This window comes from Roseibium sp. (assembly GCF_039982295.1).
In the GTDB taxonomy this organism is placed as follows: Bacteria; Pseudomonadota; Alphaproteobacteria; order Rhizobiales; family Stappiaceae; genus Roseibium.
In genome coordinates, this window is sequence record NZ_JBDWYP010000045.1 from 39883 (window position 1) to 64976 (window position 25094).

General features: G+C 54.4%; 23 protein-coding genes, 1 tRNA gene and 1 pseudogene. 13 read left to right on the plus strand and 12 right to left on the minus strand.

The genetic code is table 11. From position 1 onward, the window contains the following. Positions 1–33: 33 nt before the first annotated feature. The 4 genes from ABJZ52_RS08510 to ABJZ52_RS08525 form a co-directional block, all read right to left on the minus strand. Complete coding sequence (locus tag ABJZ52_RS08510; protein WP_348192112.1) at positions 34–1242, minus strand: HD domain-containing phosphohydrolase; 1209 nt, start codon at positions 1240–1242, stop codon at positions 34–36. After that, positions 1239–2258: a response regulator gene (locus tag ABJZ52_RS08515; protein WP_348208910.1), complete on the minus strand. Its 1020-nt coding sequence runs from the start codon at positions 2256–2258 to the stop codon at positions 1239–1241. Before ABJZ52_RS08515 ends, ABJZ52_RS08510 begins: the two co-directional genes overlap by 4 nt. A 135-nt stretch (positions 2259–2393) precedes the next feature. Further along, on the minus strand, positions 2394–3380 hold the full coding sequence (locus tag ABJZ52_RS08520) for a response regulator (protein ID WP_348188169.1): 987 nt from the start codon (positions 3378–3380) through the stop codon (positions 2394–2396). A 174-nt stretch (positions 3381–3554) separates the two neighbouring features. Continuing rightward, on the minus strand, positions 3555–4484 hold the full coding sequence (locus tag ABJZ52_RS08525) for a LysR family transcriptional regulator (RefSeq protein ID WP_348192119.1): 930 nt from the start codon (positions 4482–4484) through the stop codon (positions 3555–3557). Positions 4485–4677: 193 nt separating this feature from the next. Here ABJZ52_RS08525 and ABJZ52_RS08530 point away from each other — a divergent pair, with 193 nt between their 5' ends. Genes ABJZ52_RS08530 through ABJZ52_RS08570 form a run of 9 tightly spaced genes read left to right on the plus strand, consistent with a single transcriptional unit; the run spans position 4678 to position 14020 of the window. Continuing rightward, positions 4678–5664, plus strand: a complete 987-nt coding sequence (locus ABJZ52_RS08530) for a tripartite tricarboxylate transporter substrate binding protein (protein WP_348192122.1) — start codon at positions 4678–4680, stop codon at positions 5662–5664. A gap of 55 nt (positions 5665–5719) precedes the next feature. After that, positions 5720–6241, plus strand: coding sequence for a tripartite tricarboxylate transporter TctB family protein (locus tag ABJZ52_RS08535; RefSeq protein WP_348192125.1), 522 nt, complete (start codon positions 5720–5722; stop codon positions 6239–6241). A gap of 4 nt (positions 6242–6245) precedes the next feature. Continuing rightward, a complete protein-coding gene (locus ABJZ52_RS08540) occupies positions 6246–7907 on the plus strand; it encodes a tripartite tricarboxylate transporter permease (protein WP_348192128.1) in 1662 nt (553 codons plus the stop codon). A 40-nt stretch (positions 7908–7947) separates the two neighbouring features. Next, complete coding sequence (locus ABJZ52_RS08545; RefSeq protein WP_348192131.1) at positions 7948–8733, plus strand: SDR family oxidoreductase; 786 nt, start codon at positions 7948–7950, stop codon at positions 8731–8733. Positions 8734–8750: 17 nt separating this feature from the next. Next, positions 8751–10475 (plus strand): thiamine pyrophosphate-binding protein, encoded by a 1725-nt coding sequence (locus ABJZ52_RS08550; RefSeq protein WP_348192134.1) that lies wholly within the window; start codon positions 8751–8753, stop codon positions 10473–10475. 34 nt (positions 10476–10509) lie between these two features. Next, positions 10510–10863 carry an NIPSNAP family protein gene (locus tag ABJZ52_RS08555; protein ID WP_348192137.1) on the plus strand — a complete coding sequence of 118 codons (354 nt, stop codon included), beginning with the start codon at positions 10510–10512 and terminating at the stop codon, positions 10861–10863. Between the two features lie 37 nt (positions 10864–10900). Continuing rightward, complete coding sequence (locus ABJZ52_RS08560) at positions 10901–11530, plus strand: glutathione S-transferase N-terminal domain-containing protein (protein WP_348192139.1); 630 nt, start codon at positions 10901–10903, stop codon at positions 11528–11530. Positions 11531–11559: 29 nt separating this feature from the next. Next, entirely contained in the window at positions 11560–13059 is a 1500-nt protein-coding gene (locus ABJZ52_RS08565) for an aldehyde dehydrogenase (NADP(+)) (protein ID WP_348192142.1), read from the plus strand. 4 nt (positions 13060–13063) lie between these two features. Then, a complete protein-coding gene (locus ABJZ52_RS08570) occupies positions 13064–14020 on the plus strand; it encodes an aldo/keto reductase (RefSeq protein ID WP_348192145.1) in 957 nt (318 codons plus the stop codon). A gap of 200 nt (positions 14021–14220) precedes the next feature. On the opposite strand, the gene ABJZ52_RS08575 is transcribed toward ABJZ52_RS08570, so the two are convergent. The 5 genes from ABJZ52_RS08575 to ABJZ52_RS08595 all read right to left on the minus strand — a co-directional run bounded on the left by ABJZ52_RS08575 (position 14221) and on the right by ABJZ52_RS08595 (position 18357). After that, positions 14221–14547 (minus strand): NIPSNAP family protein, encoded by a 327-nt coding sequence (locus ABJZ52_RS08575; RefSeq protein ID WP_348192148.1) that lies wholly within the window; start codon positions 14545–14547, stop codon positions 14221–14223. Beyond that, positions 14544–15032, minus strand: a complete 489-nt coding sequence (locus ABJZ52_RS08580; RefSeq protein WP_348192150.1) for a TRAP transporter small permease — start codon at positions 15030–15032, stop codon at positions 14544–14546. The genes ABJZ52_RS08575 and ABJZ52_RS08580 overlap by 4 nt, the downstream gene beginning before the upstream one ends. A gap of 2 nt (positions 15033–15034) precedes the next feature. Beyond that, positions 15035–16321 carry a TRAP transporter large permease gene (locus ABJZ52_RS08585; protein ID WP_348192153.1) on the minus strand — a complete coding sequence of 429 codons (1287 nt, stop codon included), beginning with the start codon at positions 16319–16321 and terminating at the stop codon, positions 15035–15037. Positions 16322–16373: 52 nt separating this feature from the next. Beyond that, positions 16374–17345, minus strand: a complete 972-nt coding sequence (locus tag ABJZ52_RS08590; protein WP_348192156.1) for a TRAP transporter substrate-binding protein — start codon at positions 17343–17345, stop codon at positions 16374–16376. A gap of 67 nt (positions 17346–17412) precedes the next feature. After that, positions 17413–18357, minus strand: a complete 945-nt coding sequence (locus ABJZ52_RS08595) for an NAD(P)-dependent oxidoreductase (protein ID WP_348192159.1) — start codon at positions 18355–18357, stop codon at positions 17413–17415. A gap of 101 nt (positions 18358–18458) precedes the next feature. Here ABJZ52_RS08595 and ABJZ52_RS08600 point away from each other — a divergent pair, with 101 nt between their 5' ends. Beyond that, positions 18459–19202 (plus strand): FadR/GntR family transcriptional regulator, encoded by a 744-nt coding sequence (locus ABJZ52_RS08600; protein WP_348192162.1) that lies wholly within the window; start codon positions 18459–18461, stop codon positions 19200–19202. A 74-nt stretch (positions 19203–19276) separates the two neighbouring features. On the opposite strand, the pseudogene ABJZ52_RS08605 reads toward ABJZ52_RS08600, so the two are convergent. The 3 genes and pseudogenes from ABJZ52_RS08605 to mnmA all read right to left on the minus strand — a co-directional run. Beyond that, positions 19277–19537, minus strand: a pseudogene (locus ABJZ52_RS08605) (transposase); the annotation flags it as partial. 148 nt (positions 19538–19685) lie between these two features. Then, positions 19686–19762 (minus strand) — tRNA-Met (locus tag ABJZ52_RS08610). A gap of 113 nt (positions 19763–19875) precedes the next feature. Then, positions 19876–21054 (minus strand): tRNA 2-thiouridine(34) synthase MnmA, encoded by a 1179-nt coding sequence (gene mnmA / locus ABJZ52_RS08615; RefSeq protein ID WP_348192165.1) that lies wholly within the window; start codon positions 21052–21054, stop codon positions 19876–19878. Between the two features lie 341 nt (positions 21055–21395). Between mnmA and ABJZ52_RS08620 the strand changes: the two genes are divergently transcribed. From ABJZ52_RS08620 to ABJZ52_RS08630, 3 genes are all read left to right on the plus strand, one after another. Further along, entirely contained in the window at positions 21396–23435 is a 2040-nt protein-coding gene (locus tag ABJZ52_RS08620) for a flagellar hook-length control protein FliK (protein WP_348192167.1), read from the plus strand. 44 nt (positions 23436–23479) lie between these two features. Then, on the plus strand, positions 23480–24139 hold the full coding sequence (locus tag ABJZ52_RS08625; RefSeq protein WP_348192170.1) for a flagellar hook capping FlgD N-terminal domain-containing protein: 660 nt from the start codon (positions 23480–23482) through the stop codon (positions 24137–24139). Between the two features lie 296 nt (positions 24140–24435). Further along, positions 24436–24711 carry a DUF1153 domain-containing protein gene (locus ABJZ52_RS08630; protein ID WP_008194991.1) on the plus strand — a complete coding sequence of 92 codons (276 nt, stop codon included), beginning with the start codon at positions 24436–24438 and terminating at the stop codon, positions 24709–24711. The last annotated feature ends 383 nt before the right edge of the window (positions 24712–25094 follow it).

The window sequence follows — 25094 nt, forward strand, 5'->3', positions numbered from 1 at the left end:
ATCAATTCGCGACATCGGCTCTCGGATGGTTTTTTAAGATACGGCAGCGCCAAGCTCACCTTGTGAAGGTGCAAGCTTGTAGTCCCGCCATATGTCGATACGCATTTCCGGCTCCCTTAGGCAGTCTACGGAAGCAAGCCTTTTGATAGTGACCGAACTTAGTGGACTACCGGCGGCCAAAAGAAGGCGGCCATCCGGGTCGCGAATGTCCTCCGCGAGCGTATCTCCAGAGAGCAGTTGCAGAATGGAAACCGATTTCCGTTCTGCTTCGGCGCCACCCGCAAAAACCTGATCTCCGCCAAGGGACTGGCGCATAGCCTCCAGAATTCGGGGATCGTACCTGGGCGCGTTACGCTCCAACTCAGTCATGCAGCTTTCAAATGACTGAGAATTCCCGGTCGTGATTTCAGCGAGGTCAATCAGTGCACAGAGAACGCGTGCGGGTTCCGGCAAACTTTCGCCTTGTACATCGTCAAGAGGGAACCCGCTGCCATCATAGCCCTTCCTGCAATAATAAATGGCCTCGGCAATGCCTTCCATGCGCGGTATGTTCATCACAAGGTCCCGGGCCTGGGCGGCAGCTTCGTTAATGCTCCGCAGCTCATCCGGATTTAGCTCGCCGCCGCTGAAATAGCGTTCCGCAAGCTCGTCCGGCAGTGTCAGATAGCCAAGGGTGCAAAGCATCGCGGAAATGCCCTGCTCCAGCGAGGGCTTGGACTCGAGCGCCCTGTGAACCTTGCGGACCCAGCGCTGTATCAGGGATGATCTGAGATGAGCGCGAGGTTTGGATACCGCGATGATGTCGACGAGCATTTTGATGCTTCCGGACAGGGTCTGCTCAAGGAGCTCTCGCTCCGCAACGATTGTCCGGTGGTGGGTTATTCCCTCTTCAATTGTCTTCAGAAGGCTCTCTGAATCGCAGGGCTTTGTGATGAAACGAAAAATTCGTCCATCGTTCACCGCGTTCATCGCTGTCTTCTGGTCGTTATTGCCCGTCAACATTATCCGTGTGATGGAAGGCGCTTTTCGCGAGATCACACCGAGTAACTTGATGCCGTCCATGCCCGGCATGTTCTGATCGCTGACGACGACTGCAAACGGTTCAGAGGTCTGAAGTTTCTCCAGCGCCTCCTTGGGGCCGTTTGCTGTTGTGACTTCCACTGACTTTCGCAAGACTCGATTTGCCGCCTGAAGGACATGCATCTCGTCATCAACCAGCAGAACCCGTCGGTTCTCACTCATGCCGCTGCCTCCTCGTTTAGCAGCTGATCGTTTTGTTCAATCACTGCGTTCGCAATCAATTTCGGCCAGTGCTCAAAGGGCGCTGATGCGTTGGACTTCGCGAGAGACAAGAGTGATTTCGGCAAGATTTCCGGAAGGCCGAACAAAACTGTCAAAAATGCAGCGCGCTTCGCGACCTGACTAAGGGTTCCCGAGGTGTCGACCGCGCCGCACCGAAGCCCCAAGCCCAACACATAGGCTGCGGATAGGACATTCTGACTGTCAGTTTGCGCGGTACATTCATTTTTCGAGGCGCGCGCAAGCCAATAGGCTTCTTGCTGGACTTTGTCGTCCTCAACCTGGACCCTGCTGTCCTGCCCGAGGCGGCCAGCTTTGAGAAGTTCTCGAAAGCGATCAGCGCCTATGGTAGAAATGGCTTTTCTGATGTCGCACGTGTGAGAGGCTTGTTTGAAGTAAGCCGAATTGCAGATCTGAAGGGAACGCAGCGACAAGCTTGGATCCTGCTGAACGATGTTCGCTATTTCATCAATTCTGACTTCATCAGCGTCCAAGACTCCTTGAAGGGTATTGAAAATGCTTGCGGGGGTGCCGAGTCTATCCAGCATGGACATTTCAAAGACGCCGTTTTCGATTTGATCGTGCAACTGCGCATCTACGACATCCCGAATGACCGATATCGTCGCCTCGGGCGAAGATGGCTTCGCGAGAAAGCGATGGCTACGACCGACAATCCGATAAATCTCTTCGAGTTTTGCCTCGCCGGAAAGGACAATCCGAATGATTTCAGGGTGATTTTCTGAAATCCACTCGAGTAATTGAGAACCGTCGACTTCCGGCATTCTCATGTCGGTAACAATGATGTCTACATTTTCCCGAGTGATGACCTTCACAGCGTCCACGCCACCATAGGCAAAGTGGATATGCCATTCATCCTTGTAATGCCGAAGATGCCGGCGGACGGCCCGCAAGATGTTGGGCTCATCATCTACAAAGAGTACGCTTACTTTACGGGACATCGCTTTGCTCTCGCTTGGACGATTGATTGCCACAAATTATCATCCGGTAGGCGGGCGCCGTATCCCCATTTGGGGATCAGATTCAGGATGCTTCAGCGTTATTGGATGCTCGTGGAGAGCCTAACCACATGCAGGTCAGGCTGTTCTCGACTGGCATCGCACGAAGGTTGCCGGTGTCGTCAAAACCAGCTGCACCAAGTCAACCTGACGCCGAACGCCCATCTTTTGAAAGATGCGCTTGAGATAAGTTCGTGCCGTCTCCAGGGTAACCTTGCAGTTGATTGCCGCATCCTCAACCGTTCCTCCGCTTGCTATGGTTTGTGCAAGCGTTGCCTCGACGCGTGTCAGTCCGAAAAGTTCGACAAGACTGTCAAGAGAAGGCGGAGAGAAACGCCCCGGAACAGTGAACATGACCACAGCGCGTTGCTGGCCGACTGGCATTATAACAGCAGTCAGAGGCTCCAGATCTTCCGGGTCGGAAAGGGTGACAAATTTCGGCGGTGTGTTTATCTCGTCTGTGGCCTTTTTGACCGCCATCCTGAAGTCGCTGGCGCGTGCTGTGGTGACCGAGATGCTACCTTGACGATCGATCACGATACCTTTGTGTGTTCTGAGCACGTCTTCTGCGCTATCGTTGCAGTATGCAACTTTTCCGGCCTGATCTACAACGGCGACAGCAGGCGACATTGCCGACAAGGCTGCGGTCGCCATTCGTCCCGGACGCTCTTTAACTGCCTTGATTGTAGCAAGGGCGGATTCGATTGCGTCGACTAGACTCTGAGAACTGCACGGCTTTGTCAGGAAGCGGAATACTCCCGTCTTGTTGATCGCATCGATCGCAGATGCGAGGTCGGCGCTCCCGGTCAGTAAAATGTACTCTGAATGGCCTGGAGCTTGCTGTTTGATCTGCTCGATCAGCTCTATTCCGTTCATGCCCGGCATGCGTAAGTCACTGACGACAACGTCAGGTGGATGAGAGTTGATCAAGCTCAGCACCTGGCCGGGATCCCCTTCGAAGGTCATGTCCCACTTTTGCCGTAGCGGCCTCATGACGCGTTGCAGCGAGCTCAACATGTTCGGCTCGTCGTCTACGAAAAGGATATGTTTTCTAGAGTGTGACATAAGGGAATTTTAGGAGAATAAAGTAAAACAACAGTTTAGACTAAAATAAATAAATGATATTTTTCTCCATAGTTATAATTAACTATGAGTTTTTCCGTCTAATATTGAGATTCTATCGGCTTTTATGTTGGTGTTTTTGTCAGATTTAACCTTTTTTTCAGGTAATAAATTTCCTTACTTGATGACTGCCAGTAGAGGCGGGCGCGAGGTTGTCGCGAGGCCATCTTCCAACGGCCTGTGGGACTTGAACTGTTCCTTGAGGAAATCAACAAAGACCCGTAGGCTAGGCGCCATTCCCCTATGGGGGTGGAAAACAGCGTTGAAATCGACTGATGGTCCGCACCAGCTTGGTAGAACGGGGACTAAATTCCCCGAAGCAACATGCTCCCGGGCGAGCCAGGCAGGTAATAGCGAAACTCCCATTCCTTTGAGAGTAAGACTCAAGACGGCCTCATGATCGCGAACACCAATACGCGGCAGCAGGGTGACGGAGGACACTTCATTCTTTTCGCGCAAATCGACTTGCAGTGGCCCAAAGCCGGTTCGGCTGGCAATAAATGCATGGCCTGTGAGATCCGGCGGACTTTTGATCACTTGATGGTTTTGTAGATATCGCGGAGCTGCAAAGAGAAACTGGCGGGATTGTCCCAAAGAAACTGCACATAGCGTATCATCTTCAATCGCCCCCTTGCGAACAGCTACATCCATCCGTTCTTCGATAAGATCGACCTTTCTGTTGCAAAACGTCACATTGAGACGAATGTTCGGAAAATTCTCCAGAAACTCCGGCAAAAGCGGCAGAATAAACGAGCGTCCCAGTGTTTCGGGCAAGCTCACGTTCAACAATCCGGTCGGAGAAGATGTCATTGCCATCATCGCGGCATCTGCAGCTCGCCCTTCGGCAACCAGGCGGGCGCAATACTCATAGTAGACACGACCGCTTTCGGTGACACCGATTTTTCGGGTGGTTCGGTGAATGAGTTTGAGATTGAGCCGTTCTTCAAGAGCCGAAATTCTGCGGCTTACATTCGACTTTGACATGTTCAATGTCTTGGCGGCGTTGGTAAAGCCATTGTGCTCCACAATTGCCGCAAAAACCGCCATATCCGTCAGAAGTTCCGGATCCATATTATCCCGCCTGTGCAACAAACTGTTCTCTTTCACTATATTGTTTATCTCAAAAACGCAATTAAGCTCAGAAAATCGGTTGTCTCGCCCAAACTGGTATTTTTGCCGTTTTAGATAAAAATATCGATTTTTTTCAAGCGCGTTGACCGATGGCTATGGGAGGACGTCAATGAATAGAAAACTTGTAAAAACTCTCTTGGGTGGTGCGGCCATGATGATGGCAGCGACTATCGGAACCACGGCAGGAGCAAGCGCTGTTGAGCTGCCTTGCTCAACGGCGAAGTTGGTCGTGCCCTGGGGAGCCGGTGGCGGCACTGGTGTGATCTTTGGCATCTTCGAAAAAGCGATTGATGCGTCCGATGCACCGGTCAAGGTCAAGGTTGTTACAGTGCCGGGCCAGGGTGGTGCCAAGGGGGCAAAAGAAGCCCACGCTGCAAAGCCGGACGGATGTACGCTGTTTGCGATCCATCAGCATCTGGTCGTGAACTACATCAACGGCGTGACTGACTTCAGCTGGGAGGGGTTTGAACCGGTCGCAATGTTGACGGATACACCGGAAATCATTGGTGCCGGTGGTCATGTTGAGTTTGATGATCTTGAAGGAATGTTGGCGGCTGCCAAGGCAAAGCCGGGTGAAATCCCGACAGGTGTCTCGATGGGCGCGACCAGCCATTTTCTTTGGATCATGCTTGGTGCCAAAACCGGGACGGATTACCAGTATGTTCCGTTTCAGGGTGGCACAGCAGGCCGCATTACAGGACTGCTCAACGGATCCATCGATCTCGGCGGCATCAATATGGCGGCAGCACGCACTCAAAGGGGTGATGGCAATCTGAAGGCCTTTGCGATCGCCGCCGATGAAAGAAACCAGCTGATACCTGACGTTCCGACATTAAAGGAACTGGGCGTGGATATGACCTACTCCTTGACCAGAGGTGTCATGCTGCCGAAGGGAACTCCACCAGAGATCGTTGAGTATTGGGCTGACGTCTTCAAGGGACCGACCGAAGACAAGGAGTTTGTCGATGCTCAGGCTGCAAAAGGCACTGCTGTCGTCTATCTCGGCCCAGAAGACTATGCGGATTGGTGGAAGGGGACGGAGCAAGATTTTCTTGACGCCGCCAAGTCTCTGAAGGTTGGCCGTTTCCAGCAGTAGGACAGGCCTTCGAGATAGGCTTTTCCATCAGACCACATGGACTGGATCACGGCTTATGAAGGCCGTGATCCTTATCTTCTCGGAAATTAAGATGTCATTGAATCGAGACGCTCTGATAGCGGTGTTCTTGTTGCTGATATGTGCCGTGATGTTCGTCGCCTCGATGAACCTGCCTGCGGCCATGTTTGGCCAAATGTCGCCGGCACTATGGCCAAGGATCATTTTGGTCCCGCTCACGCTTTTGTCCGCACTGCTTCTTATCAAATCGCAAAGAATGCCGATTGAACCACTTGCGCATTCCAGCGAACCAACGTCTGGCTGGTGGGAGCAAAACAAAATCCCGATTATTTGTTTTGCGCTCTTCTTTTTGTTTCTCAGCACAATGCCGGTCGCCGGCATGTTGTTGGGTGGATTGCTCTACGTGTTTCTCACCCTTTGTGTCTTGGGCGGCTGGGAGAGGCGAAAACTGCTGCTACACGCTGCAATATCATTGGTCTTCGTCGTTGGCATGTGGGCGATCTTCACCCAGTTGCTTGGCGTTTTGTTGCCCGAGGGCGAACTCCTGAGGGTGTATTGATATCATGGGCTTGTTTGAAAACCTCGCAACTGCTGCGCCGGAGCTTTTCACCATCAAGACGATGATCTTGATGATGATTGGAACGATGGCTGGCCTTGTGGCCGGTGCAATTCCAGGATTCACGATTGCGATGGCGGTCGTGCTGGTTCTTCCGTTCACCTTCTCCATGTCACCCGTCGAAGGCTTGGCGACAATGATCGCCGTCTACGTTGGGGGCTTGTCCGGCGGCCTGATGTCGGGAATTCTGACGGGGATTCCCGGTACGCCGTCGTCCGTCGCGACGACCTTCGATGGCTACCCGATGGCGCGTAGCGGTAAACCCGGATTGGCGCTGGGTATTGGCGTTTGGTCGTCGTTCTTTGGCGGCGTTATCGCGTCTGTCGTGCTGATGGTGGTTGCACCACAGCTGGCCCTGATTGGCCTCGAATTTCAGCCCGTAGATTATTTCTCGCTGATCCTCTTTGCCTTGACCGTGACAGCTAGCATGGCTGGTGATCAAATTCTGAAGGGTTTGATCGCAGCTCTTCTTGGCCTGCTGATCTCCACCGTCGGCAGTGATGTCGTTTTTGGTCTGCCGCGGTTCACCTTCGGCGTAGATGCAGCGGCTCAAGGTTTCGCATTCCTACCCGTCCTTGTCGGACTGTTCGCTTTCAGCAGGTTGCTGGGGGATGTACGCACGTCAGAGAAAGCTCACCAGCGTCTTGGTGGTGATGAGGCCCATGCCGTCCATATCGATTACCTTGGATCGGCGCGGGAAGTGCTGCGCCGCTGGGGCAATGTGGTTCGCTCGTCTCTGATCGGTGTTTTTGTTGGTGTTCTTCCAGCAGCTGGAAGCACGATCTCGAATATTCTTGCCTACGACCAGGCAAAGAAGACCAGCAAAGAGTCTGACAAGTTTGGGAAAGGTGCGATCGACGGCATTATCGCTCCCGAGTCCGCAAATAATGCCACAGCAGGTGGGGCACTTATCGTGATGATGGCACTTGGCTTGCCAGGCGACATCATGACCGCAATCATGCTTGGCGCGTTGCTCATCCATGACGTGATCCCGAGCCCGTCCTTCATCACTGACGAACCACAGATTGCCTATTCGATATTTCTGGCATTCTTTGTGGCCAACTTCATGATGTTGTTCATGCAGTCTTTCACGTTGCGGGCCTTTGTCCATGTGACGAAAGTGAAGATGTACATGTTGACGGCCGTGATCCTGTTTTACTGCTCCGTCGGAATTTTCTCTCTAAACAACGTTACCTACGACATGTGGACCTTGTTCATCTTCGGGATCATCGGGTTTGTCATTCGAGCTCTCGGATTCCCAATCGTTCCGATGGTGCTCGGGGTGGTGCTTGGCGGAATTGCCGAAGCACGCCTCAGTCAGGTGTTCGCAAGGTCGGACGACGTCCTAGTCTTCATCAGTCGCCCCTGGTCCTTGTTTTTCCTGTTGCTCGGCTGCTTCTCACTACTGTTCCCCTACTATCAAAAGCATATGAAAACCGCCCCCTGGGCCAGGTTTTTCGTGCCCGCCTTGCTGATCGTCCAGTCGGTTCCGGTATTCATGATGCCTGGTGTTGTCCGGCCGTCTGTCGCCCTCATCATGGTCGTGACGGGGGGCGTGATGCTGGCCTACCGGTTGAAATATCGGAACGCAGCGCCGGCAAACGAATAGTCCAAACACGCAAATAAGAATTTCATCAGGAGTAGAACTCATGGATTTGGGTATCCGCGGTAAAACCGCATTGGTCCTCGGCGCCTCTCAGGGGCTTGGACGGGCCATTGCAGAGAAGCTTGCCGCCGAGGGAGCAGATCTTGTTTTGACTGCGCGGAATGCTGAGAAGTTGCAGGCGTTGGCCAGCGAGCTGACTGCAAAGTTTGGTGTCTCTGCGAAGCCTGTCGCTGTTGATCTGTCCGACGCCGATGCGGTTGCCCGTTTCTGCGACCAGGTACGCGACGAAATAAAGCCAGACATATTGCTGAATAACGCGGGCGGTCCTCCACCTTCGCCTTCACTGGGTGTTTCCGCAGATGTTTGGCAACGCTCAGCGCAAACGCTTCTGTTCAGCCTCTTTCAGATTACCGAAGCTGCGGTTGTTTCGATGAAAGAGCGTCAATGGGGCAGAATCCTGGCTATCGGATCTTCTGGCGTCATTCAGCCAATCCCGAATTTGGCCGTCTCAAACACCATCCGGGGCGCAATGGCGGGTTTTTGTAAAACCTTGTCGGCTGAGGTCGCGGGAGACGGCATTACCGTAAACATGATCCTGCCCGGAAAAATCGACACTGATCGCGTGGGTCAACTCGATACGGCTCGTGCAGGGCGCGAAGGTAAGTCGCTTGAGCAAGTCCGCACGGAGATTGCTGCGTCACTTCCGGCAAAACGATATGGCCGACCTGATGAATTCGCCAGCGTCGCCGCGTTTCTCATGAGCGATCCCGCAGGTTACGTCACCGGGCAAATGACCCGCGTCGACGGCGGTATGATCAAAAGCATCTAGAAATACAGGTAGCTTGAATGTCCAAAGCTTTAGAAACAAAAACTTCTGATCGAAGGGAAGTACCACTACGTGCCGGTGGGCAAATCCTCGCCGATCAGCTTGCACTGCTTGGTGCTGATAAAATCTTTTGCGTCCCCGGCGAGAGCTTTCTTGGATTGTTGGAGGGGCTCTATGCTCACCAGAACGATATCCAGGTGATCTCTTGTCGTCATGAGTCCGGCGCTGCCAATATGGCCGATGCATATGGCAAGATGACTGGAAAGCCCGGTATCGTTGCGGTTACACGCGGCCCCGGAGCCACCAACGCCTCAAATGGGGTTCACACGGCTTATCAGGATTCCACGCCAATGATCGTTCTCATTGGTCAGGTCGGTCGACAGATGGTGGACCGTGAAGCATTTCAGGAGATGGATTACCGTCGCATGTTTGGCGAAATGGCCAAATGGGTTGCGCAGATCGATGATGCCTCCAGAATTCCCGAGTATTTGTCACGAGCCTGGAAAGTTGCTCTGTCCGGGCGTCCAGGACCCGTGGTTCTGGCATTGCCGGAAGATATGCTCACCGACGAAGTGGTTTCGGCTGATTTGAAACCAACGCCGTTGCCCAAAGCGGCCCCTCAGCCATCTGCCATGGTGGAGCTGGCGCAGATGCTCAACGCTGCAGAGAAACCACTTCTGGTCGTTGGCGGACCAGGATGGAACGAGGCGTGTTGCAAGAAGGCGGTTGCAGTTTCCGAGAAGTTTGGGCTTCCTGTTGCCACGTCCTTCCGGTGCCAGGATTATTTCGACAATAGTCATGAAAACTATGTCGGAGTAATTGGTATCGCGCCATCTCCCAAGTTGCGAAAGCGTGTGATGGAAGAGGTCGACCTGATGATCGCGGTCGGCCCACGGTTTGGGGAAATGACCACTCAAGGCTATACCTTGCTGGACATCCCCACGCCGCAGATGAAGCTGGTTCATGTCCATCCGGGGGCAGAAGAGCTGGGTCAGGTTTATGCGCCGGACCTGTCAATTGTGTCTTCGCCTGAAGCGTTTCTGGACGCAGCCCTACAGGTGGAGCCTTCAGACAATTCCCATAAATGGAAGGACTGGCGCTCCGTCCAGAATGCAGACTACAAGGCCTTCCTGGAACCTACAGAGGTTCCAGGTGACGTGAATATGTCGGAGGTGATCAAACACATCACCAATACCATGCCGTCAGATACGATTATCTCGAACGGCGCAGGCAACTACACGGTCTGGGTTCATCGCTTCCACAAGCACACTGACTATCGGACGCAGCTGGCGCCCACGAGCGGATCCATGGGGTATAGCCAGCCGGCCGCAATTGCCGCAAAGCTGATTGATCCCTCTCGAGAGGTGATCAGCCTGGCAGGCGATGGCTGCTTCATGATGGCTGGTCAGGAATTGGCGACCGCCAAACAATATGGGGCCGACGTCATCTACATTGTCGTCAACAATGGAATGTTCGGGACGATCAGGATGCACCAGGAACGGAACCATCCGGGTCATGTCATCGCGACCGAATTGGTCAATCCGGACTTCGTGACCTTTGCCAAGGCCTTTGGCATTGACGGCGAAAGAGTAGATCGCACGGACGCATTCCCGAAGGCTCTGGAACGCGCGCGGAACGCCAAGGGCGGATACCTGATCGAAATTGTCGTTGATGCGGAAGCCCTGACACCAAACCAATCGCTCACCGCTGCGCGAGAGCAAGGTGAAGCGGCTTTGGCACGTTGAGACCTTCCAAGAGTGCGAAAAGGAAGTTTTTTTGATGATCGTCGAGCAACGGACTTATTCACTCCAGATCGGTTGCGTCCCGGAGTATTTGAAGCTCTACGAGGAGGAGGGTCTTGCGATTCAACGCCCTATCCTCGGCCGCATGGTTGGTTATTTCTCAACGGAAATTGGTGCTTTGCACCAGATCATCCATATGTGGGCCTACAAGGATTTGGCCGAACGCTCGGAACGGCGGGCCATTTTGACTGCGGATCCGCGCTGGAAAGAGTACGCCAAGAAAACGCGGCCGCTTCAAATAAGCCAGGAAAACAAGATCCTCATTCCCGCGCCATTCAGTCCTTGGGCACTCGATGACCCTGCTTTGGATTTGGCAACGCCCAAATCCTGATCCCCAAATATCAATGTAAAAGACGAGGAGAACTCTCGTGATCGATCTCTACACGTGGACGACGCCGAATGGCCGCAAAGTCTCGATCCTGCTTGAAGAACTGGGCGTCGAGTATACCGCCCATCCGATCAACATCAGTCAAGGCGATCAGAAAACGCCAGAATTCCTGGAAATCGGACCGAACAACAAGATCCCGGCGATCGTCGATCAGGACAGTGGTCTGAAGTTGATGGAGTCGGGCGCCATCATGATTCATTTGGCCGACAAATACGGGAAGTTCATTGCATCTGAAGGTGAGCAAAGGAGCCGCACGATCGAGTGGCTGATGTGGCAGATGGGCGGACTGGGTCCAATGCTCGGTCAGGCGCATCATTACCTGCATTTCAACCCGGGCAAAGCCGAGTATGCAGAAGAACGCTTCAGTGCAGAAGTCCGTCGTCTTTACGGCGTTCTGGACAAACGTCTCGAGGGCCGTGAGTACATCGTGGACGACTACTCCATTGCAGATATGGCGTGTTGGCCTTGGATATCTCGCTACGAGTGGCAGGGAATTGACCTCGCCGATTTTGCGAACGTACGCGCTTGGTATCAGCGTATTCTCGCGCGCCCTGCCGTCCAAAAAGGATATCATGTGCCGAAGGTGATGGGCGAGATACCTGCCGGTTGAGGCATGCTGCAAATTGGGAAAGAGATTTCATGTTGATTGGAAAACACCTGATTGCCGGCAATTGGGTTGCCGGCGAGACTACCTTCGAAAATACGCCGGTCGAAGGCGACGCAGATGTGTTCGCAACCGGTTCAGCAGAGCATGTGAATGCAGCTGTTGAGGCTGCCGAAGAGGCTTTTTGGAGTTTCGGTTACAGTTCCCGCGCCAGCCGTGCCAAATTTCTGCGCGCCATCGCAGATCAGATTGAGTCTCGTGGGGACGAAATCACGGCGATCGGCACAAAGGAAACTGGTCTTCCGGCCGCTCGACTCAACGGAGAGCGTGGCCGGACAGTTGGACAATTGAAGCTGTTCGCCGATCATATCGAAGCAGGCGAATACCTGGACCGCCGTCACGATGAGGCCTTGCCGGACCGTCAACCGCTGCCGCGCGCGGACCTCAAAATGGTTCAAAGGCCGATCGGGCCTGTTGCGGTCTTTGGTGCCTCAAACTTCCCGCTCGCCTTCTCGACTGCCGGTGGTGACACGGCGTCGGCATTGGCTGCGGGCTGTCCGGTTGTCGTCAAGGGTCACTCGGCGCATCCGGGGGTTGGTGACATTGTCGCACAAGCCATCTTGGCCGCGATCAAGCAATGCGACATTCATCCGGGCGTCTTTAGCCAGATCCAGGGGGGCAACCGTGCGGTGGGGTCAGCACTTGTGCAACACCCGTTGATCAAGGCTGTTGGCTTTACCGGATCGCTTGGTGGCGGCCGCGCATTGTTTGATCTTTGTGCAGGTCGCCCGGAGCCAATTCCGTTCTTCGGCGAACTAGGGTCAGTAAACCCGGTCTTTGTTCTGGATCATGCGCTGAAAAACCGCGGCTCTGACATTGCAGCTGGTTGGGCCGGGTCCTTGACGATGGGAGCAGGGCAGTTCTGTACCAATCCAGGTATCGTGGTGGTTCAAAGCGGAGCTGAAGCAGAAGCTTTCATCAAGACTGCGATTGAAAAGCTTAGTGAAATTGGACCGCAGGTGATGCTGACGGACGGGATCGCGTCGGCTTATCACGCAGGTGCCGCTGCCATGGCAGACGCGGCTACCAGCTTGTTGAGTCCAAATTGCTCCGGCCGCAGCGCGGAGCCTGTGCTCTTGCGTGCAACTGCCGATGAGTTTCTTGCAAAGAAGGGCCTGATGCACGAAGTCTTCGGTCCCCTCGGTCTGATTGTCACGGTGAAAGATGAACAAGAACGTCTGTCGATCGCCAGAGCACTTGAAGGCCAGTTGACCTGCACTTTGCTGATGGATGATGAAGACACGAAAAGTGGGCAGGCACTCGTTCCGGTGTTGGAGCGCAAGGCAGGTCGGCTTCTGGTCAACGGGTTCCCGACGGGTGTGGAGGTTTCCGACACAATGGTGCATGGCGGACCCTATCCGGCATCAACCAATTTCGGCGCAACTTCTGTCGGTACGCTTGCCATCCGACGCTTCCTAAGGCCTGTCTGTTACCAGAACATGCCGGAGTCCTTGTTGCCATCGGATCTGACATAGCGCCATGCAATACGTTGTCTTGGGCCGGACCGGATTGAATGTCAGCGTTGCCGGACTTGGGTGTGGCGGACATTCGCGTTTGGGTCAGTCTCAGGGACATGGCTTCGATCAATCGGTGGCTGTCGTGAGGGCAGCCATCGATGCCGGTGTAAATATCATCGATACAGCTGCAGCTTATGGTACCGAGGAAATTGTCGGGACCGCGATGCGCAGCTGCCGAGATAAGGTTGTCGTCTCTTCCAAGCACGGTATCGTTCAGCCTGGTACTTCTGTGTTTGGTCGCGAGTTTGTGTCGCCGGAGGGGTTCGTAAAGGGCGTGGAAGGCAGTCTCACTCGTCTTGCGACTGACTACATAGATATCTACCACCTTCACGGCGTTATGCCTGATCAGTATGAATATTGCAGAACTGAGTTGTTACCGGCGCTGTCAAAGCTGCGGGATCAGGGCAAGATTAGGTTTTTCGGCCTTACAGAGCGATTCATCTACGACACCAATCACCAGATGCTTCGTATGGCTTTGAGCGATGATCATTGGGATGTGGTCATGGCCGGGTTTAACATGATGAACCCTTCCGCTCGTCAAACGGTGTTCGAGAAAACGAGCAAACAAGGTGTTGGCACGATGAATATGTTTGCCGTTCGCCGAGCCTTATCCAATCGCCGCATAGCGGCTGAATTTGTTCGCTCTCTTGTTGCGCAAGGGCTGTTGGATCGAAGCCAGGTTGACGAGCTCGATCCACTTGGATTCATTTTCCATAACAAGACGGCTGACACACTTGTCGAAGCAGCTTACCGTTTTTGTAAGCACGAGCCTGGTGTCGATGTCGTTTTGACAGGGACTGGCTCTACTGCTCACCTGTCGGAGAACCTTGGCTCCATACTCAAACCAGAGCTTTCGAGCGCTGTGTTGGAAGAGCTTGAAAGAATATTTGGCAAAATTGATAGCATTTCGGGAAACTAGAGCCAGTCATCGGTGAAGACCGATACCCCAAGCCATGTTCGGGTGTGGGTTATGGACTTGGGATTTAGTTGCGGTGGAGCGCGCTTTGGTTTTACCAGAGCGCGCGCAAGATGTTTTGGGGCCGATATATTGCCAGCGATTATGTTCGTTGAACCGAGCATGGTCAGGCCAGCATTCATGGTTATCGGCCAGGGCCAGAGCTAGTTTCCTTGAGCCTTGAAAAAAGATGCCGGCGTGAGGATCGTATTGACTTGGCTGACGAGATACCCGGCATCAGAACTGATCTTTAAATACGCTTGCCAGTCAGGATCTGCTGCAAGGGCCGCTCTTTTTGCCGCGCGATCAGCGGCGTTTTCATAAACCCAGACATGTACATATGAGTTTACGTTGCCGGTTTCGACGGCTCCATACAAAACCGGCTGGCCCAAATGCTTGGACTGTACCGCCCAGCCGTTGTCCTCATAGAGTTTCATGTGTTTCTTGATCGTGCCGGGCCGACACGTATAGGTTCGATGATCAAAGATCATTTGTAAGTCTCCTTCGAAGATTTGAAACCGGACAAGAGCCGGATGAGGTCCGCGATCGAATAGATCAACATCACTCCGCCCGAGATCGGGATGACGACGTAGAACAGAGATGTTGGAAGCTTTAAGATCGGGGTGAGGGCCTTGGCTTTAAGTGTCAGGTCGAAACCATACTTCGTCATGACGCCAAGAAAGCAGATCGCAAGAACGCTGGTTACGATGCGAAGTCCACGGTTCGCCAATGGGGGGAGTGCGGCAGGCAACCAGTCAACCTGGAAATGATCCTTCTCGCGCCAAAGCGCTGCCGCTCCCACAAACACCATCCATGCAAACAGTCCCCGGACGATTTCGTCGAACCAGGAAAAGCCGGCCAACTGAAACGTTCGGGCAACGACGTTGACAAACAGAAATGCGAACAGAAGAGCCAGACAGGTGATCGGAATTGCGCGCAAGATCTGTCCGGAAATGCGGTCTAATTGTCCTATCATTGTCATTGTCCTAGCACCGCAGTCGGCAGCCAGGTTGAAATCGCTGGAAAGATAACAACCGCCAGAAGTACAGCAAAGAGGCCAATGAGGTAGGGCAGCAAAGCCTTGGACAGTCGCGCCACGCTCAACCTCGCTATGGATGAAACTGCGAATAGAACCATTCCGACCGGCGGTGTCAGCAGTCCAACCATGGAGCACATGATCATGATCACGCCAAACTGAACAGGATCAACTCCGATTTTGGCAATTACCGGCATAAACAGCGGAACGGTTAGGACGATGACTGCGATCCCCTCAAGAAACATGCCCAGGATCAGGAGGATTGCAACCACGATCGTCATGATGATAGCGGGGCTGTCTGAGAACCCGATGAGGGCACTCACAAGCTGGTTGGGAACGCGTTGATGAATGAGCAGCCAGCCGAAGAAACCGGCAGATGCGATCACGAACATGACGCGGATAGTGTGCTGTAGCGTTTCCCAGAGTATTTTCGGCAAGTCCCGAAACGTGATCTCACGATACACGAACATTGACAGCACAAGCGCGTATGCGCTGGCAGCGACGCCTGCTTCGGTTGGTGTGACAATGCCGCCGAAGATGCCTGCGATGATAATGACGGGTGTAAACAGGGAAAAAGCCGCGCTGGCAAAGCTCCGTCCGATCTCCAACCAGTCGATACCATGTTTTTTGGGCATCTTGGTGCGATGTGCAACGATCCACACAGCTCCCATCAGTGCGAGGGCCATGAGGACGCCAGGCACGACACCTGCCAGAAAGAGCTTGGCCACCGATACACCGGTAATGGACGAATAGAGGACAAACGGAATGGATGGCGGGAAGACGGGGCCGATAGTTGAAGAGGCGGCCGTGATCGCGGCCGAGAAGTCACGGTCATAGCCCTTGTCGTCCATGGCCTTGAGCTCGACCTGACCCAGTCCGGCAGCATCCGCGACGGCGGCGCCGGACATGCCGGAAAAGAACAGGGATGCCAGCACATTCACCTGGCCCAATCCGCCTCGAATGTGGCCGACGCAAGCATCAGCAAACCGGAATATGCGTTCGGTGATGCCCCCGGTATTCATCAGGTTGCCTGCCAGGATGAAGAATGGAATGGCGAGCAGCGTGAAACCTGTCGTTGCGGAAAACATTCGCTGCGGCACCATGGCCAGAATGCGAAAGTCCCCCTGCAGAACGTAAAAGCCGACGGCGGTCAACCCGAGGGAGATCGCGACAGGAAGTCCCATCGCAATCAGAACAACCAGCGCGGTTAGAATCAGAAAAGTTGTCATAGTCTGTCCCGAGATCACCGCCCTCCATGATCAGAGGGCGGTGTCCGTTTGATTAGTCGAGGAAGCTGAGGAACGTGTTCATGTTCTCAGCACCGCTATATTCCGCCACCCGGTCGCGGGCAGGGCCCATCTTGGCAGCAAACGGGGCTAGGTCGGGACGGGTCACTTTCATGCCCTTGGCTTCCAGGGCTTCGATTTCTTCCTGCTCTTGCGCAATGACGGCGGCACGCATCATGTCACCAGCAGCCTTGCTTTCTTCCCGCAGGATTGTCTGCTGTTCAGGTGTCAGGCCGTCAAATACGTCCTTGTTGATGACATGCACCATCGAGTTATAGACGTGCCGTGTAAGGGCAAGATTTTCCTGAAAGTCATTCAGCTTGTAGTGGTAAATTACACCGATGGGGTTTTCCTGACCGTCAACGACACCCTGGTTCAATGCGTTGGGGAGCTCAGGAAATGCAATCTGGGTCGTTGCCGCGCCCAAGCCTTCGAGAGCAGCCACAATCTGGAGCTCAGGCGGAGTGCGCAACTTCAGGCCTTCGACATCTTCCGGCTTTTCGATTGGCCGAACAGAGTTGGTGATGTTGCGGAAGCCGTATTCCCAGTTGGAGAGCATCACGAGACCTTGATCTTCCAGCTTGGGCGCTGCCCATTCCATGAAGGGTCCGTCCAGGATCTCATGAGCATTTTCATAGGAAGAGAAAGCAAACGGTGTCATGACCGTACCAAAGGCTTTCTCGTATTTGTCGAGCCCACCTTGAGTGGGGAGGTTCATCTCGATTGCGCCGAGAATTGTCTGCTCAAGCTGTTCTGGGGGAGAGCCGAGAGCATTCGCCGGAAAAAGTTCAATCTCAATCGCACCATCAGTACGCTTTTTTACATTCTCTGCGAACTGAATCGCCGCCAGATGACCTGGGTGGGACTCCGCTGCAAAGTGTGCAAGACGCATCGTAACGTCCTGCGCCAATGCACTCGATGTGAGTGCTAGCCCTGTGATGGTTGCAAGTAGAGTAGTTTTAAGCATCGTTGGTTCCTCCCTTATGATGCGCATAAACCCACTCGGGCACTCCTCCATGCCCTAAGGGTGAAATTCAGCTGCCGGGTTTTGGAGGCAGCGTTGCCTCAACTCCGGACAACTCTTCGTAAGGTTTGATGACTGCGGTGCAGCCTTCGTCCGCATGACCCATGATGGAGGCCAGCGCGTACGTTTGGTGGACGGAATCAGCCATAAAGCCGGGCATACCTGCCGACGCCAGCCATTCGGCGTAATACCGGACGTCTTTTTGAGCGTTTGCGAGTGACATATGCGGCGTGAAATCACGGCGTAAGGTCAATTCGCCATAGAGGTCCATCATGCCGGATTTGCCACCAGCAGCCGAGATGATGCCGATGACCTTGGTCATGTCGAGGCCTTCCTTTGCCGCGAGCGCAAAGCCCTCGCAGAAACTCGCGACATTGGCGAAGGCGATGTAGTTGTGAATGAGTTTCAGGCGGATGGCGTGACCTGCCGGTCCTACATGAAAAATGTTCTCGGCATAGGTGTCGAACATTGGACGCAGTCGTTCCAAAAGCTCATCGCTGCCGCCGAACAGTATGTTGACTTCACCACGGTCGGCGTGGGCCGGGGTCCGGGTCATGGGTGCTTCGGCGTAGAGTATTCCGCACTGTTCGCAAGCCTCACGCATCTTGTCGACGTGCGCCACCGATACGGTGGTGTGGTCAAGAAAAACGCTTCCCGGCTTCATTTCAGCCAGAATGCCGGTTGGCCCCAAAGCCAACGCCTGAACCGCTTCTGCGGTGGTAATGCAGACGGCAACTATGTCGGCATCACGCGCCATTTGCGCAGGTGTTTCGCCTTCTTTTGCCCCTTGTTCCTTTGCCTTGATAACAGCGGCTGTGTCCAGATCGGCGACGGTCAGGTCTAAACCGGACAGGAGCATGTTCTTGGCGAGACCACGGCCCATGCCGCCAAGCCCGATCAACGCAATTTTTTCTGCAGTCATTTCTGTTTCCTCATGTTGGATATACGAAAGCATATCGTCAGTTGTCTGACAACCTGTTTTCTGTTTAGATGTGCGAGGATTGGCCTTTGCATCAAATTGCAATAAGAGAAGCAAAGAGTCGTTGGAGCATCATGATGAGTGAACAAACGCCCTTGTTTGACCGGATCAGCCGTCCTCGCAGATTGCCAGATGAGGTGGCGGTATCGATTAGTGAGGCTATCGAGACCGGGCAGTTGCACCCGGGGGATCGCTTGCCAACCGAGGCCGAGTTGTCCCATCGTTTCGGAGTTGCGCGCACTGTCGTCCGAGAGGCCATATCCCTTCTGAGGTATAATGGGGTTGTCGAATCTCGCCGCGGCGTCGGGGCTTTCGTGGCTGATCCAAGTCAGCGTTCCGCCTTTAGAATTAGCCCTGCCTGTTTTGAAATCAGAAAACAGATTGTGCAGCTCCTGCAATTGAGAACCGGTGTGCAGGCAGGAGCTTCTGCGATCGCGGCGCAGACGCGTAGCGAAGAGCAAATGGCTGAAATCGAAGATATCTTTTCCCGGATGGCAAAAACGGATGCTCTGGGACCGGATGCTGCTCTTGAGGAACGTGTGGATCTGGAGCTTCTACTATACCGAACGATCGCCCAAGCGTCGGGCAATCCCTACTATGTCGACGTCGTGACGATGATCGAATCGAATATTCAAAACAATCTCAGGTCTGCATTTCTCAAGAATGCCGCGGCGACAGAGTTCGGTCCTGCGATCCTAGGCGAGCACCGTGCGGTGCTCGATGCCCTGGGTGCCAAAGACGCTGAGGCTGCCCGGTTAGCTACGCGAACACGCTTCGAACGTGCCGCAGAACGATTGGTCGCCCGCGAAGATTTTGCCTGACCTCATCGCATTTCGCCTGCATGCGGGGCGAGCAGGTTCGGTCATTCGGTGCAGCGGAGTGCTTTAAAAACCTGCCTTCTACCCAGCATTTCCTTCAGCGTCGCCACGTCGAGCATGTGCTCGGCCAGCATCTTCTTGAGCTTGGCGTTCTCCGCCTCCAGCGCCTTCAGCCGCTTGGCCTCGGGCACTTCCATCCCACCATGCTTCGAACGCCACTTGTAAAAGGTTTCATCGCTGATGCCGTGCTTCCGGCACAGCTTCTTGGCAGCCTCTCCGGCCTGGTGCTCCTTAAGGATGCCAATGATCTGCTCTTCACTGAAGCGACTCTTTCGCATTGTCTGTCTCCTCGCTTGGAGAGCGGGCTAACTTCAAACGGCGGACTTTTAAGGGGAGCAGGTCACCCAGAATGCAACCCCGGGCGTTCTATGCGCGGGCGCACTCGCAGCGTGCGAGATCTAGCTGACTGAAATTTTTAGGAAAATTTGGTAGCGGGAGAGGGACTTGAACCCCCGACACGCGGATTATGATTCCGCTGCTCTAACCAGCTGAGCTACCCCGCCACACACATTGCGCTTTCGCGAATGTGGGGTGCTTATAGTGACCGGGAGGGGGCTGTGTCAAGCGCCGCAAAGGGCTTTTTCAAAAGCCAATGCGACGCATGAAATTCCGTCTCTCAAACAGCTGAAACCTGCGGTTCCGGCTGTGGAGAATCCACCTGCCAATGCCCGGCGCGTTCTGTTCTTGCGATCCATCCGCCGCCCAGGACGCGCGCTTCTTCCGTGTCACTGTCGAAGAAGACGCATGCCTGTCCGGGGGCAACCCCGGCTTCCCCAGATGTGAGCTCAACGGACGTCGTGCCGTTCTCCACACGCACAATTGCAGGCGCGGGTGGCCTTGTGGAGCGGACCTTGGCGAATATTTCGATTTCTGCTCCGTCGTCGAGCAAGGTGTCGCCGATCCAGTTCACTTCACGCAGGAAGACCTTGCGCGTCGCAAGTGCTTCACGCGGCCCTACGATCACGCGCTTTGCGTCTGCATCCAGGCGCACAACATAGAGTGGCTCTGATGCGGCGACGCCGATGCCGCGGCGCTGACCGATGGTAAAATGAATGATACCTTCGTGTTGGCCCAGGATACGGCCGTCAATGTGCACGATATCGCCAGGTTCAACCGCGTTTGGGCGGAGCTTGCGGATCACTTCGGCGTAGTCCCCGTTGGGGACAAAGCAGATATCCTGGCTATCGGGCTTGTCCGCGATCGACAGCCCAAACTCATGAGCCAGTTCGCGGACCCTGGATTTCGGCATGCCACCGAGCGGGAAGCGCAGAAAATCAAGTTGTGCCTGGGTGGTCGCAAACAGGAAGTAGCTCTGGTCGCGGTCAAGATCCGTCGGTCGGTACATGGCGCGCTTGTTGCCGGATGCTGACGAGCGCACATAGTGTCCGGTCGCGAGGACGTCAGCGCCCAGATCCTTGGCCGTCTTGAGGAGGTCCTGGAACTTGACGGTCTGATTGCAGGAGACGCAGGGGATAGGTGTTTCTCCGGCGATATAGCTGTCGGCGAAACGATCCATGACGGCTTCCTTGAAGCGGCTTTCATAGTCGAGCACATAGTGCGGGATACCGATTTTTTCAGCGGCCCGGCGCGCATCGTGGATGTCCTGTCCGGCGCAGCATGATTTCGCGCGGTTGACCGCGACGCCATGGTCGTAAAGCTGCAGCGTCACGCCGACGACATCGTAGCCCTGCTGTTTCATCAGCGCGGCGACAACGGAGCTGTCGACTCCGCCGGACATTGCCACCACAACGCGGGTGTCTTCAGGGCGTCCCGGAAGATCCAGACTGTTATGCATTCAAATTCACCTAGGGTTCGCTCGTTGGCCGGACCTGATCAGCTTCTTGCTAGGTCAAGTCCTCGAAGCAAGCCGTCTTTGCGCTTGCGTATGAGCGTTCTGTTCAAAATTTCCGACACTATACAGAAGTAGGTGCGTCAAGCCAATTGGGCCAGATTCATACCCGGCAAGCTTTGCCGTGTCGGTAAAGGATTCCGGTGGGGGCGGGAATTGGAATGGTTCCCGGTTTTTTAAGTTGCTGGAAACAATAAGAAATTTATTCTGACTTATCTGGCGCGCGATTTGCTTTGAAAGGGTCAGTCTTTCAATGCCTTCAAAAAAGGCGAGTGCGTGGGGCGTAAATGCTGCCGATTGGGATGTTTACCGATGTTTCTGCTGGGGCGCTTGATAGCGCAGCCGGTGTTGTGCCGTTTTCAGGTTCTAAAGAGGTTGCTGGTGCGTTTCAGTCTTTTCTTGCTGAGGGGCAGAGTGACGGCTCTCCCGAGGCCCTGCCGGTCGATTTTTCTCTTGAAGGCCAGTCAATCCCTGTAGATGGGCAGTCTGCGGAGTTGCCAGGAGGTAAGCTTTTCGGCGATCAAATGTCGGGGCCTGAGCTTTCAGCCCTTCTGGGTGATGGTGATGTGCCAATTGGAAACGCGATGGATCCAGCGGCATTGCCGGAGGATGTCGCCCCTGATGAAATGGAAAGCGCGGAGATTGCATCGGAAGACCTCGTAGTTTCGCCGGATGTGCCTCAGATCGGTGAAGAGCTGTTGCACGGTCAGCCAGCTGCCGCATTGGGTGGCGCTTTGGTTTCCTCTGATGTGTCAGTTGCGGGAAGCGGAGGTGCTTCTGATCGCCGGGGCGTTGGTGACGTTGGAAATGCCGCGGCCGGGATGGGTGGCGAACAGCCATCTTCCGGAGGTGCGGATGCCAAACGTCCGGGTCTGGCGGCGTCTTCCGGCGAGGCCGGCTCTGGCGTCCCGGGGGAATCTGGAAAGGCTCCCGCTTTGCCAGCGCAGGCGGAGGCATCACATGTTTCTGCAGCAGCGGATCGCGGCTTGCCAAATGGGCTTGATGCGCGCGCGGACAGTGCCTTGCCAGACGCCGGGCTGAAAGATCCGATTGTTCGGCCAGGGAATGAAAATACGCGCCTTGGGATTGCAAGCGGCTTCTTGTCCTCGGTGGACAGCGAAATTGATCTGCCGACCGCAGCACGTGCATCGGTGTCTACTGCAAATGTACCTTCAGGTGATGAGGCGCCGATTGCGGGTAAGCCTGATGAAGTCCCGACAGCTGCTGCGGTGGCGACTGAGCCGACTGCGCGTCGCTGGAAAACAGATCTTCCTGAAATTGCGCGCGCTAGTACTGCGCCTCAGACCGTTTTGGTCCAGCCGAAATCGGCATCTTCCGCAGCTGTGTCCGACCCCGTCATGGTGCCAGGCCCTGAGACCGTGGACGGCTCGTTTGCCGAGTTGGATCAGCGCAGTTTGAGCGAGGTCTCGAAGACGCCGAGCCAGATCCAGTCAAATGCCAACGCGGCGATTTCTGCAGGGCGTGTCTCGCCGAACGGCCAAGGGATTGATGCTGGGGTCGTTGGTAACGCTGCTACATCAGCTGCTGATTCAGGCGAGGCCGCTCAGGGCCTTGATATCGAGGCTGCGTTCGACGAGGGCGAGCCCGGTTTTTCTGCCCGGCCGCAAGTTGGCGATGTCCGGGCAGATAGTGCAGTGCGTGCTAACGGCGCGCCGTCTCCTGCAGGTAATACTCCCGAGACAGGGGCCTCCGGTGCGACAGCGCAGTCTTCAGTGCCACTCGCTGCGGCTGTTACCGGTACACTTGGTTCGGAGCAAGATCTCGGCGGTGACGAGGAGCTTGACCTTGCTTTTGATGTCAAGAGTCTCGCCAAGGGTGAGCTGACCGGCAGTTCGCGCGCGGAAAGCGCACAGACAACGAGCCGGATGATGAATAACCCAGCCGCTGTACAGGTGGCCGGGGCGATCGCGCGCAACCTTCAGGATGGACATACGCGGTTTCAAATGCGCTTCGATCCACCGGAGCTCGGCCGTGTTGATGTGAACATGAAGATGGCTGCGGATGGCAGTGTCCAGGCTCATCTGATTGTTGAGCGTCCAGAGACATTGGACATGTTCATGCGTGATCAGCGAGCGCTTGAGCGAGCGCTTGAAGCCGCTGGCTTGAATACAGATTCTGAAAGCCTTCAGTTCTCTCTGAAGCAGGATGGTGAGCAGGGCTTCGCATCCTCTCAGGGCGACGATGGTGGTTTTGCCGAGGGGCGAGACAGCAATGAAGAGGTGGTGTCTGCTGAAGATGTGGCAAATGAGCAGGTGACCCAGATTTATCTCGCGAAAAACACATCGGGACTCGACATCCGAATCTAGGTCGATGGCGTCCTGAAAACAGGCGCGGTCAAGGAGTATAAGGTATGACTGAAGTTGGAAGCACCACGTCGACGTCGAGCACAACTGGCTCCGCGACTTCAAGCACTGGGCTTGCAGGAAATTACGAACTTTTCCTGTCGCTCCTGACGACGCAGATTCAGAATCAGGATCCTCTCGACCCTTTGGATTCTGCCGAATATACAAACCAGTTGGTTCAGTATTCTTCAGTTGAGCAGTCGATCCAGACAAATGCAAACCTGGAAGAGATGCTGGCGACCTTGAAGTCCAATGAGGCGTCTTCCTACGTGAGTTATCTCGGGTCCGAGGTCACGGCTGCTGGCGGTACGACAATGCTGTCGGATGGAGAGGCGACATGGTCCTATTCCATCACTGAAGCTGCAAGTGGAACGATCGAGGTTCGCAATGATTCCGGAGCAGTCGTTTACTCGGAAGAGGTGTCCCTCGAGGCGGGCTCGGGCAACTTTGAGTGGGATGGCGTTGGCGACTCTGGTTCAGCTTCCCCGGAAGGCGCTTATACGATCGGCTTCAATCTGAAAGACAGTTCGGGCAATGCTGAGGCAGCGTCAGTTGAAATCAGCGGTGTGGTTGATGGGGTCGACATGGCTACAGGGTCTACCTTCCTGAAGATTGGCGACGTGAGCGTGCCGGTTAGCGCGGTCAAAGAGGTCTATAGGGCAACTTAACACTACGATTTATCGCTGGCTCTCAAGCCATTGGTGTTTTTTGATAATTTGGCGCTGGAAACCTTATGGTAAGCAAATCGTAAATTTGTTGCACCCTGCGCGCAGGGTGCCATTTGGTTAATGTAATTACGTCTTTCGTTAAAATTTAATCTCGAATTCGAGGAATTTAATTAATATTCGTTTATGAATTCGCGTTTTTATAGTTAACAATACCTCTATGGCTGCTTAGGTAAATTTTAAACAGCTGTCTGTACTCTCAAACTCAGCCTTGGTCATGGTTTTAGTGTGAGAGTACAATGACCGAACAAATTCGTTCGCGTGTAAAATATGTCATCGGACCTGATGGCAGCCCTTTAACAATCGCGGATCTTCCGCCAACGTCGACAAAGCGTTGGGTGATCCGTCGAAAGGCCGAAGTGGTTGCAGCCGTTCGCGGTGGTCTCTTGTCCCTTGAGGAAGCCTGTCAGCGTTACACGCTGACTGTCGAAGAGTTTCTGTCCTGGCAGAGCTCGATCGAGAAGCATGGATTGGCGGGCCTACGTGCGACCCGGATCCAGCAATATCGAAACTAGGTTTTCTTAACCAGCGGCAAATATCGGCCCCGAAAGGCGTTTGGGGCTGTCGGAGTGGGGTGGCCGTCGGCCGCCCTTTTTTCGTTCGCGAGTCGCGGCCCAGGCGTTGGCGCCGAATAAGATTTCGAGCTTGGAGCTTTCGAAGTTCGCTGTTCTTCTCAAAGTCTTAACGAGATAGGCAGTTTTTCCCCATCTGAGTTGCATATTGCATAAATGAGAATGGCGGAAACCTGCCGTGCCGTTCATGCTTGTCTTCGCGTGTTAACTTCTTGTTAACCTTCTGAGCGGCAAATTTTGCCTATTGGTTAACAGGTGCGTTGCCAATGTGAATCCGAAATGTGGATTCTTTGAGGGGCTATCAATGCGGGCGGCAACGTGAACGG

Excerpts from the sequence above, each read along its gene's own strand:
- ABJZ52_RS08545 (WP_348192131.1), top strand. The coding sequence starts at position 7,948 with ATGGATTTGGGTATCCGCGGTAAAACCGCATTGGTCCTCGGCGCCTCT.
- ABJZ52_RS08535 (WP_348192125.1), top strand. The coding sequence starts at position 5,720 with ATGAAGGCCGTGATCCTTATCTTCTCGGAAATTAAGATGTCATTGAAT.
- ABJZ52_RS08595 (WP_348192159.1), bottom strand. The coding sequence starts at position 18,357 with ATGCTTTCGTATATCCAACATGAGGAAACAGAAATGACTGCAGAAAAA.
- ABJZ52_RS08520 (WP_348188169.1), bottom strand. The coding sequence starts at position 3,380 with ATGTCACACTCTAGAAAACATATCCTTTTCGTAGACGACGAGCCGAAC.
- ABJZ52_RS08600 (WP_348192162.1), top strand. The coding sequence starts at position 18,459 with ATGAGTGAACAAACGCCCTTGTTTGACCGGATCAGCCGTCCTCGCAGA.
- ABJZ52_RS08620 (WP_348192167.1), top strand. The coding sequence starts at position 21,396 with ATGCTGCCGATTGGGATGTTTACCGATGTTTCTGCTGGGGCGCTTGAT.
- ABJZ52_RS08580 (WP_348192150.1), bottom strand. The coding sequence starts at position 15,032 with ATGATAGGACAATTAGACCGCATTTCCGGACAGATCTTGCGCGCAATT.
- ABJZ52_RS08585 (WP_348192153.1), bottom strand. The coding sequence starts at position 16,321 with ATGACAACTTTTCTGATTCTAACCGCGCTGGTTGTTCTGATTGCGATG.
- ABJZ52_RS08565 (WP_348192142.1), top strand. The coding sequence starts at position 11,560 with ATGTTGATTGGAAAACACCTGATTGCCGGCAATTGGGTTGCCGGCGAG.
- ABJZ52_RS08510 (WP_348192112.1), bottom strand. The coding sequence starts at position 1,242 with ATGAGTGAGAACCGACGGGTTCTGCTGGTTGATGACGAGATGCATGTC.
- ABJZ52_RS08530 (WP_348192122.1), top strand. The coding sequence starts at position 4,678 with ATGAATAGAAAACTTGTAAAAACTCTCTTGGGTGGTGCGGCCATGATG.
- ABJZ52_RS08525 (WP_348192119.1), bottom strand. The coding sequence starts at position 4,484 with ATGGCGGTTTTTGCGGCAATTGTGGAGCACAATGGCTTTACCAACGCC.
- ABJZ52_RS08515 (WP_348208910.1), bottom strand. The coding sequence starts at position 2,258 with ATGTCCCGTAAAGTAAGCGTACTCTTTGTAGATGATGAGCCCAACATC.
- ABJZ52_RS08540 (WP_348192128.1), top strand. The coding sequence starts at position 6,246 with ATGGGCTTGTTTGAAAACCTCGCAACTGCTGCGCCGGAGCTTTTCACC.
- ABJZ52_RS08575 (WP_348192148.1), bottom strand. The coding sequence starts at position 14,547 with ATGATCTTTGATCATCGAACCTATACGTGTCGGCCCGGCACGATCAAG.
- ABJZ52_RS08570 (WP_348192145.1), top strand. The coding sequence starts at position 13,064 with ATGCAATACGTTGTCTTGGGCCGGACCGGATTGAATGTCAGCGTTGCC.
- ABJZ52_RS08630 (WP_008194991.1), top strand. The coding sequence starts at position 24,436 with ATGACCGAACAAATTCGTTCGCGTGTAAAATATGTCATCGGACCTGAT.
- ABJZ52_RS08590 (WP_348192156.1), bottom strand. The coding sequence starts at position 17,345 with ATGCTTAAAACTACTCTACTTGCAACCATCACAGGGCTAGCACTCACA.
- ABJZ52_RS08625 (WP_348192170.1), top strand. The coding sequence starts at position 23,480 with ATGACTGAAGTTGGAAGCACCACGTCGACGTCGAGCACAACTGGCTCC.
- ABJZ52_RS08555 (WP_348192137.1), top strand. The coding sequence starts at position 10,510 with ATGATCGTCGAGCAACGGACTTATTCACTCCAGATCGGTTGCGTCCCG.
- ABJZ52_RS08550 (WP_348192134.1), top strand. The coding sequence starts at position 8,751 with ATGTCCAAAGCTTTAGAAACAAAAACTTCTGATCGAAGGGAAGTACCA.
- mnmA (WP_348192165.1), bottom strand. The coding sequence starts at position 21,054 with ATGCATAACAGTCTGGATCTTCCGGGACGCCCTGAAGACACCCGCGTT.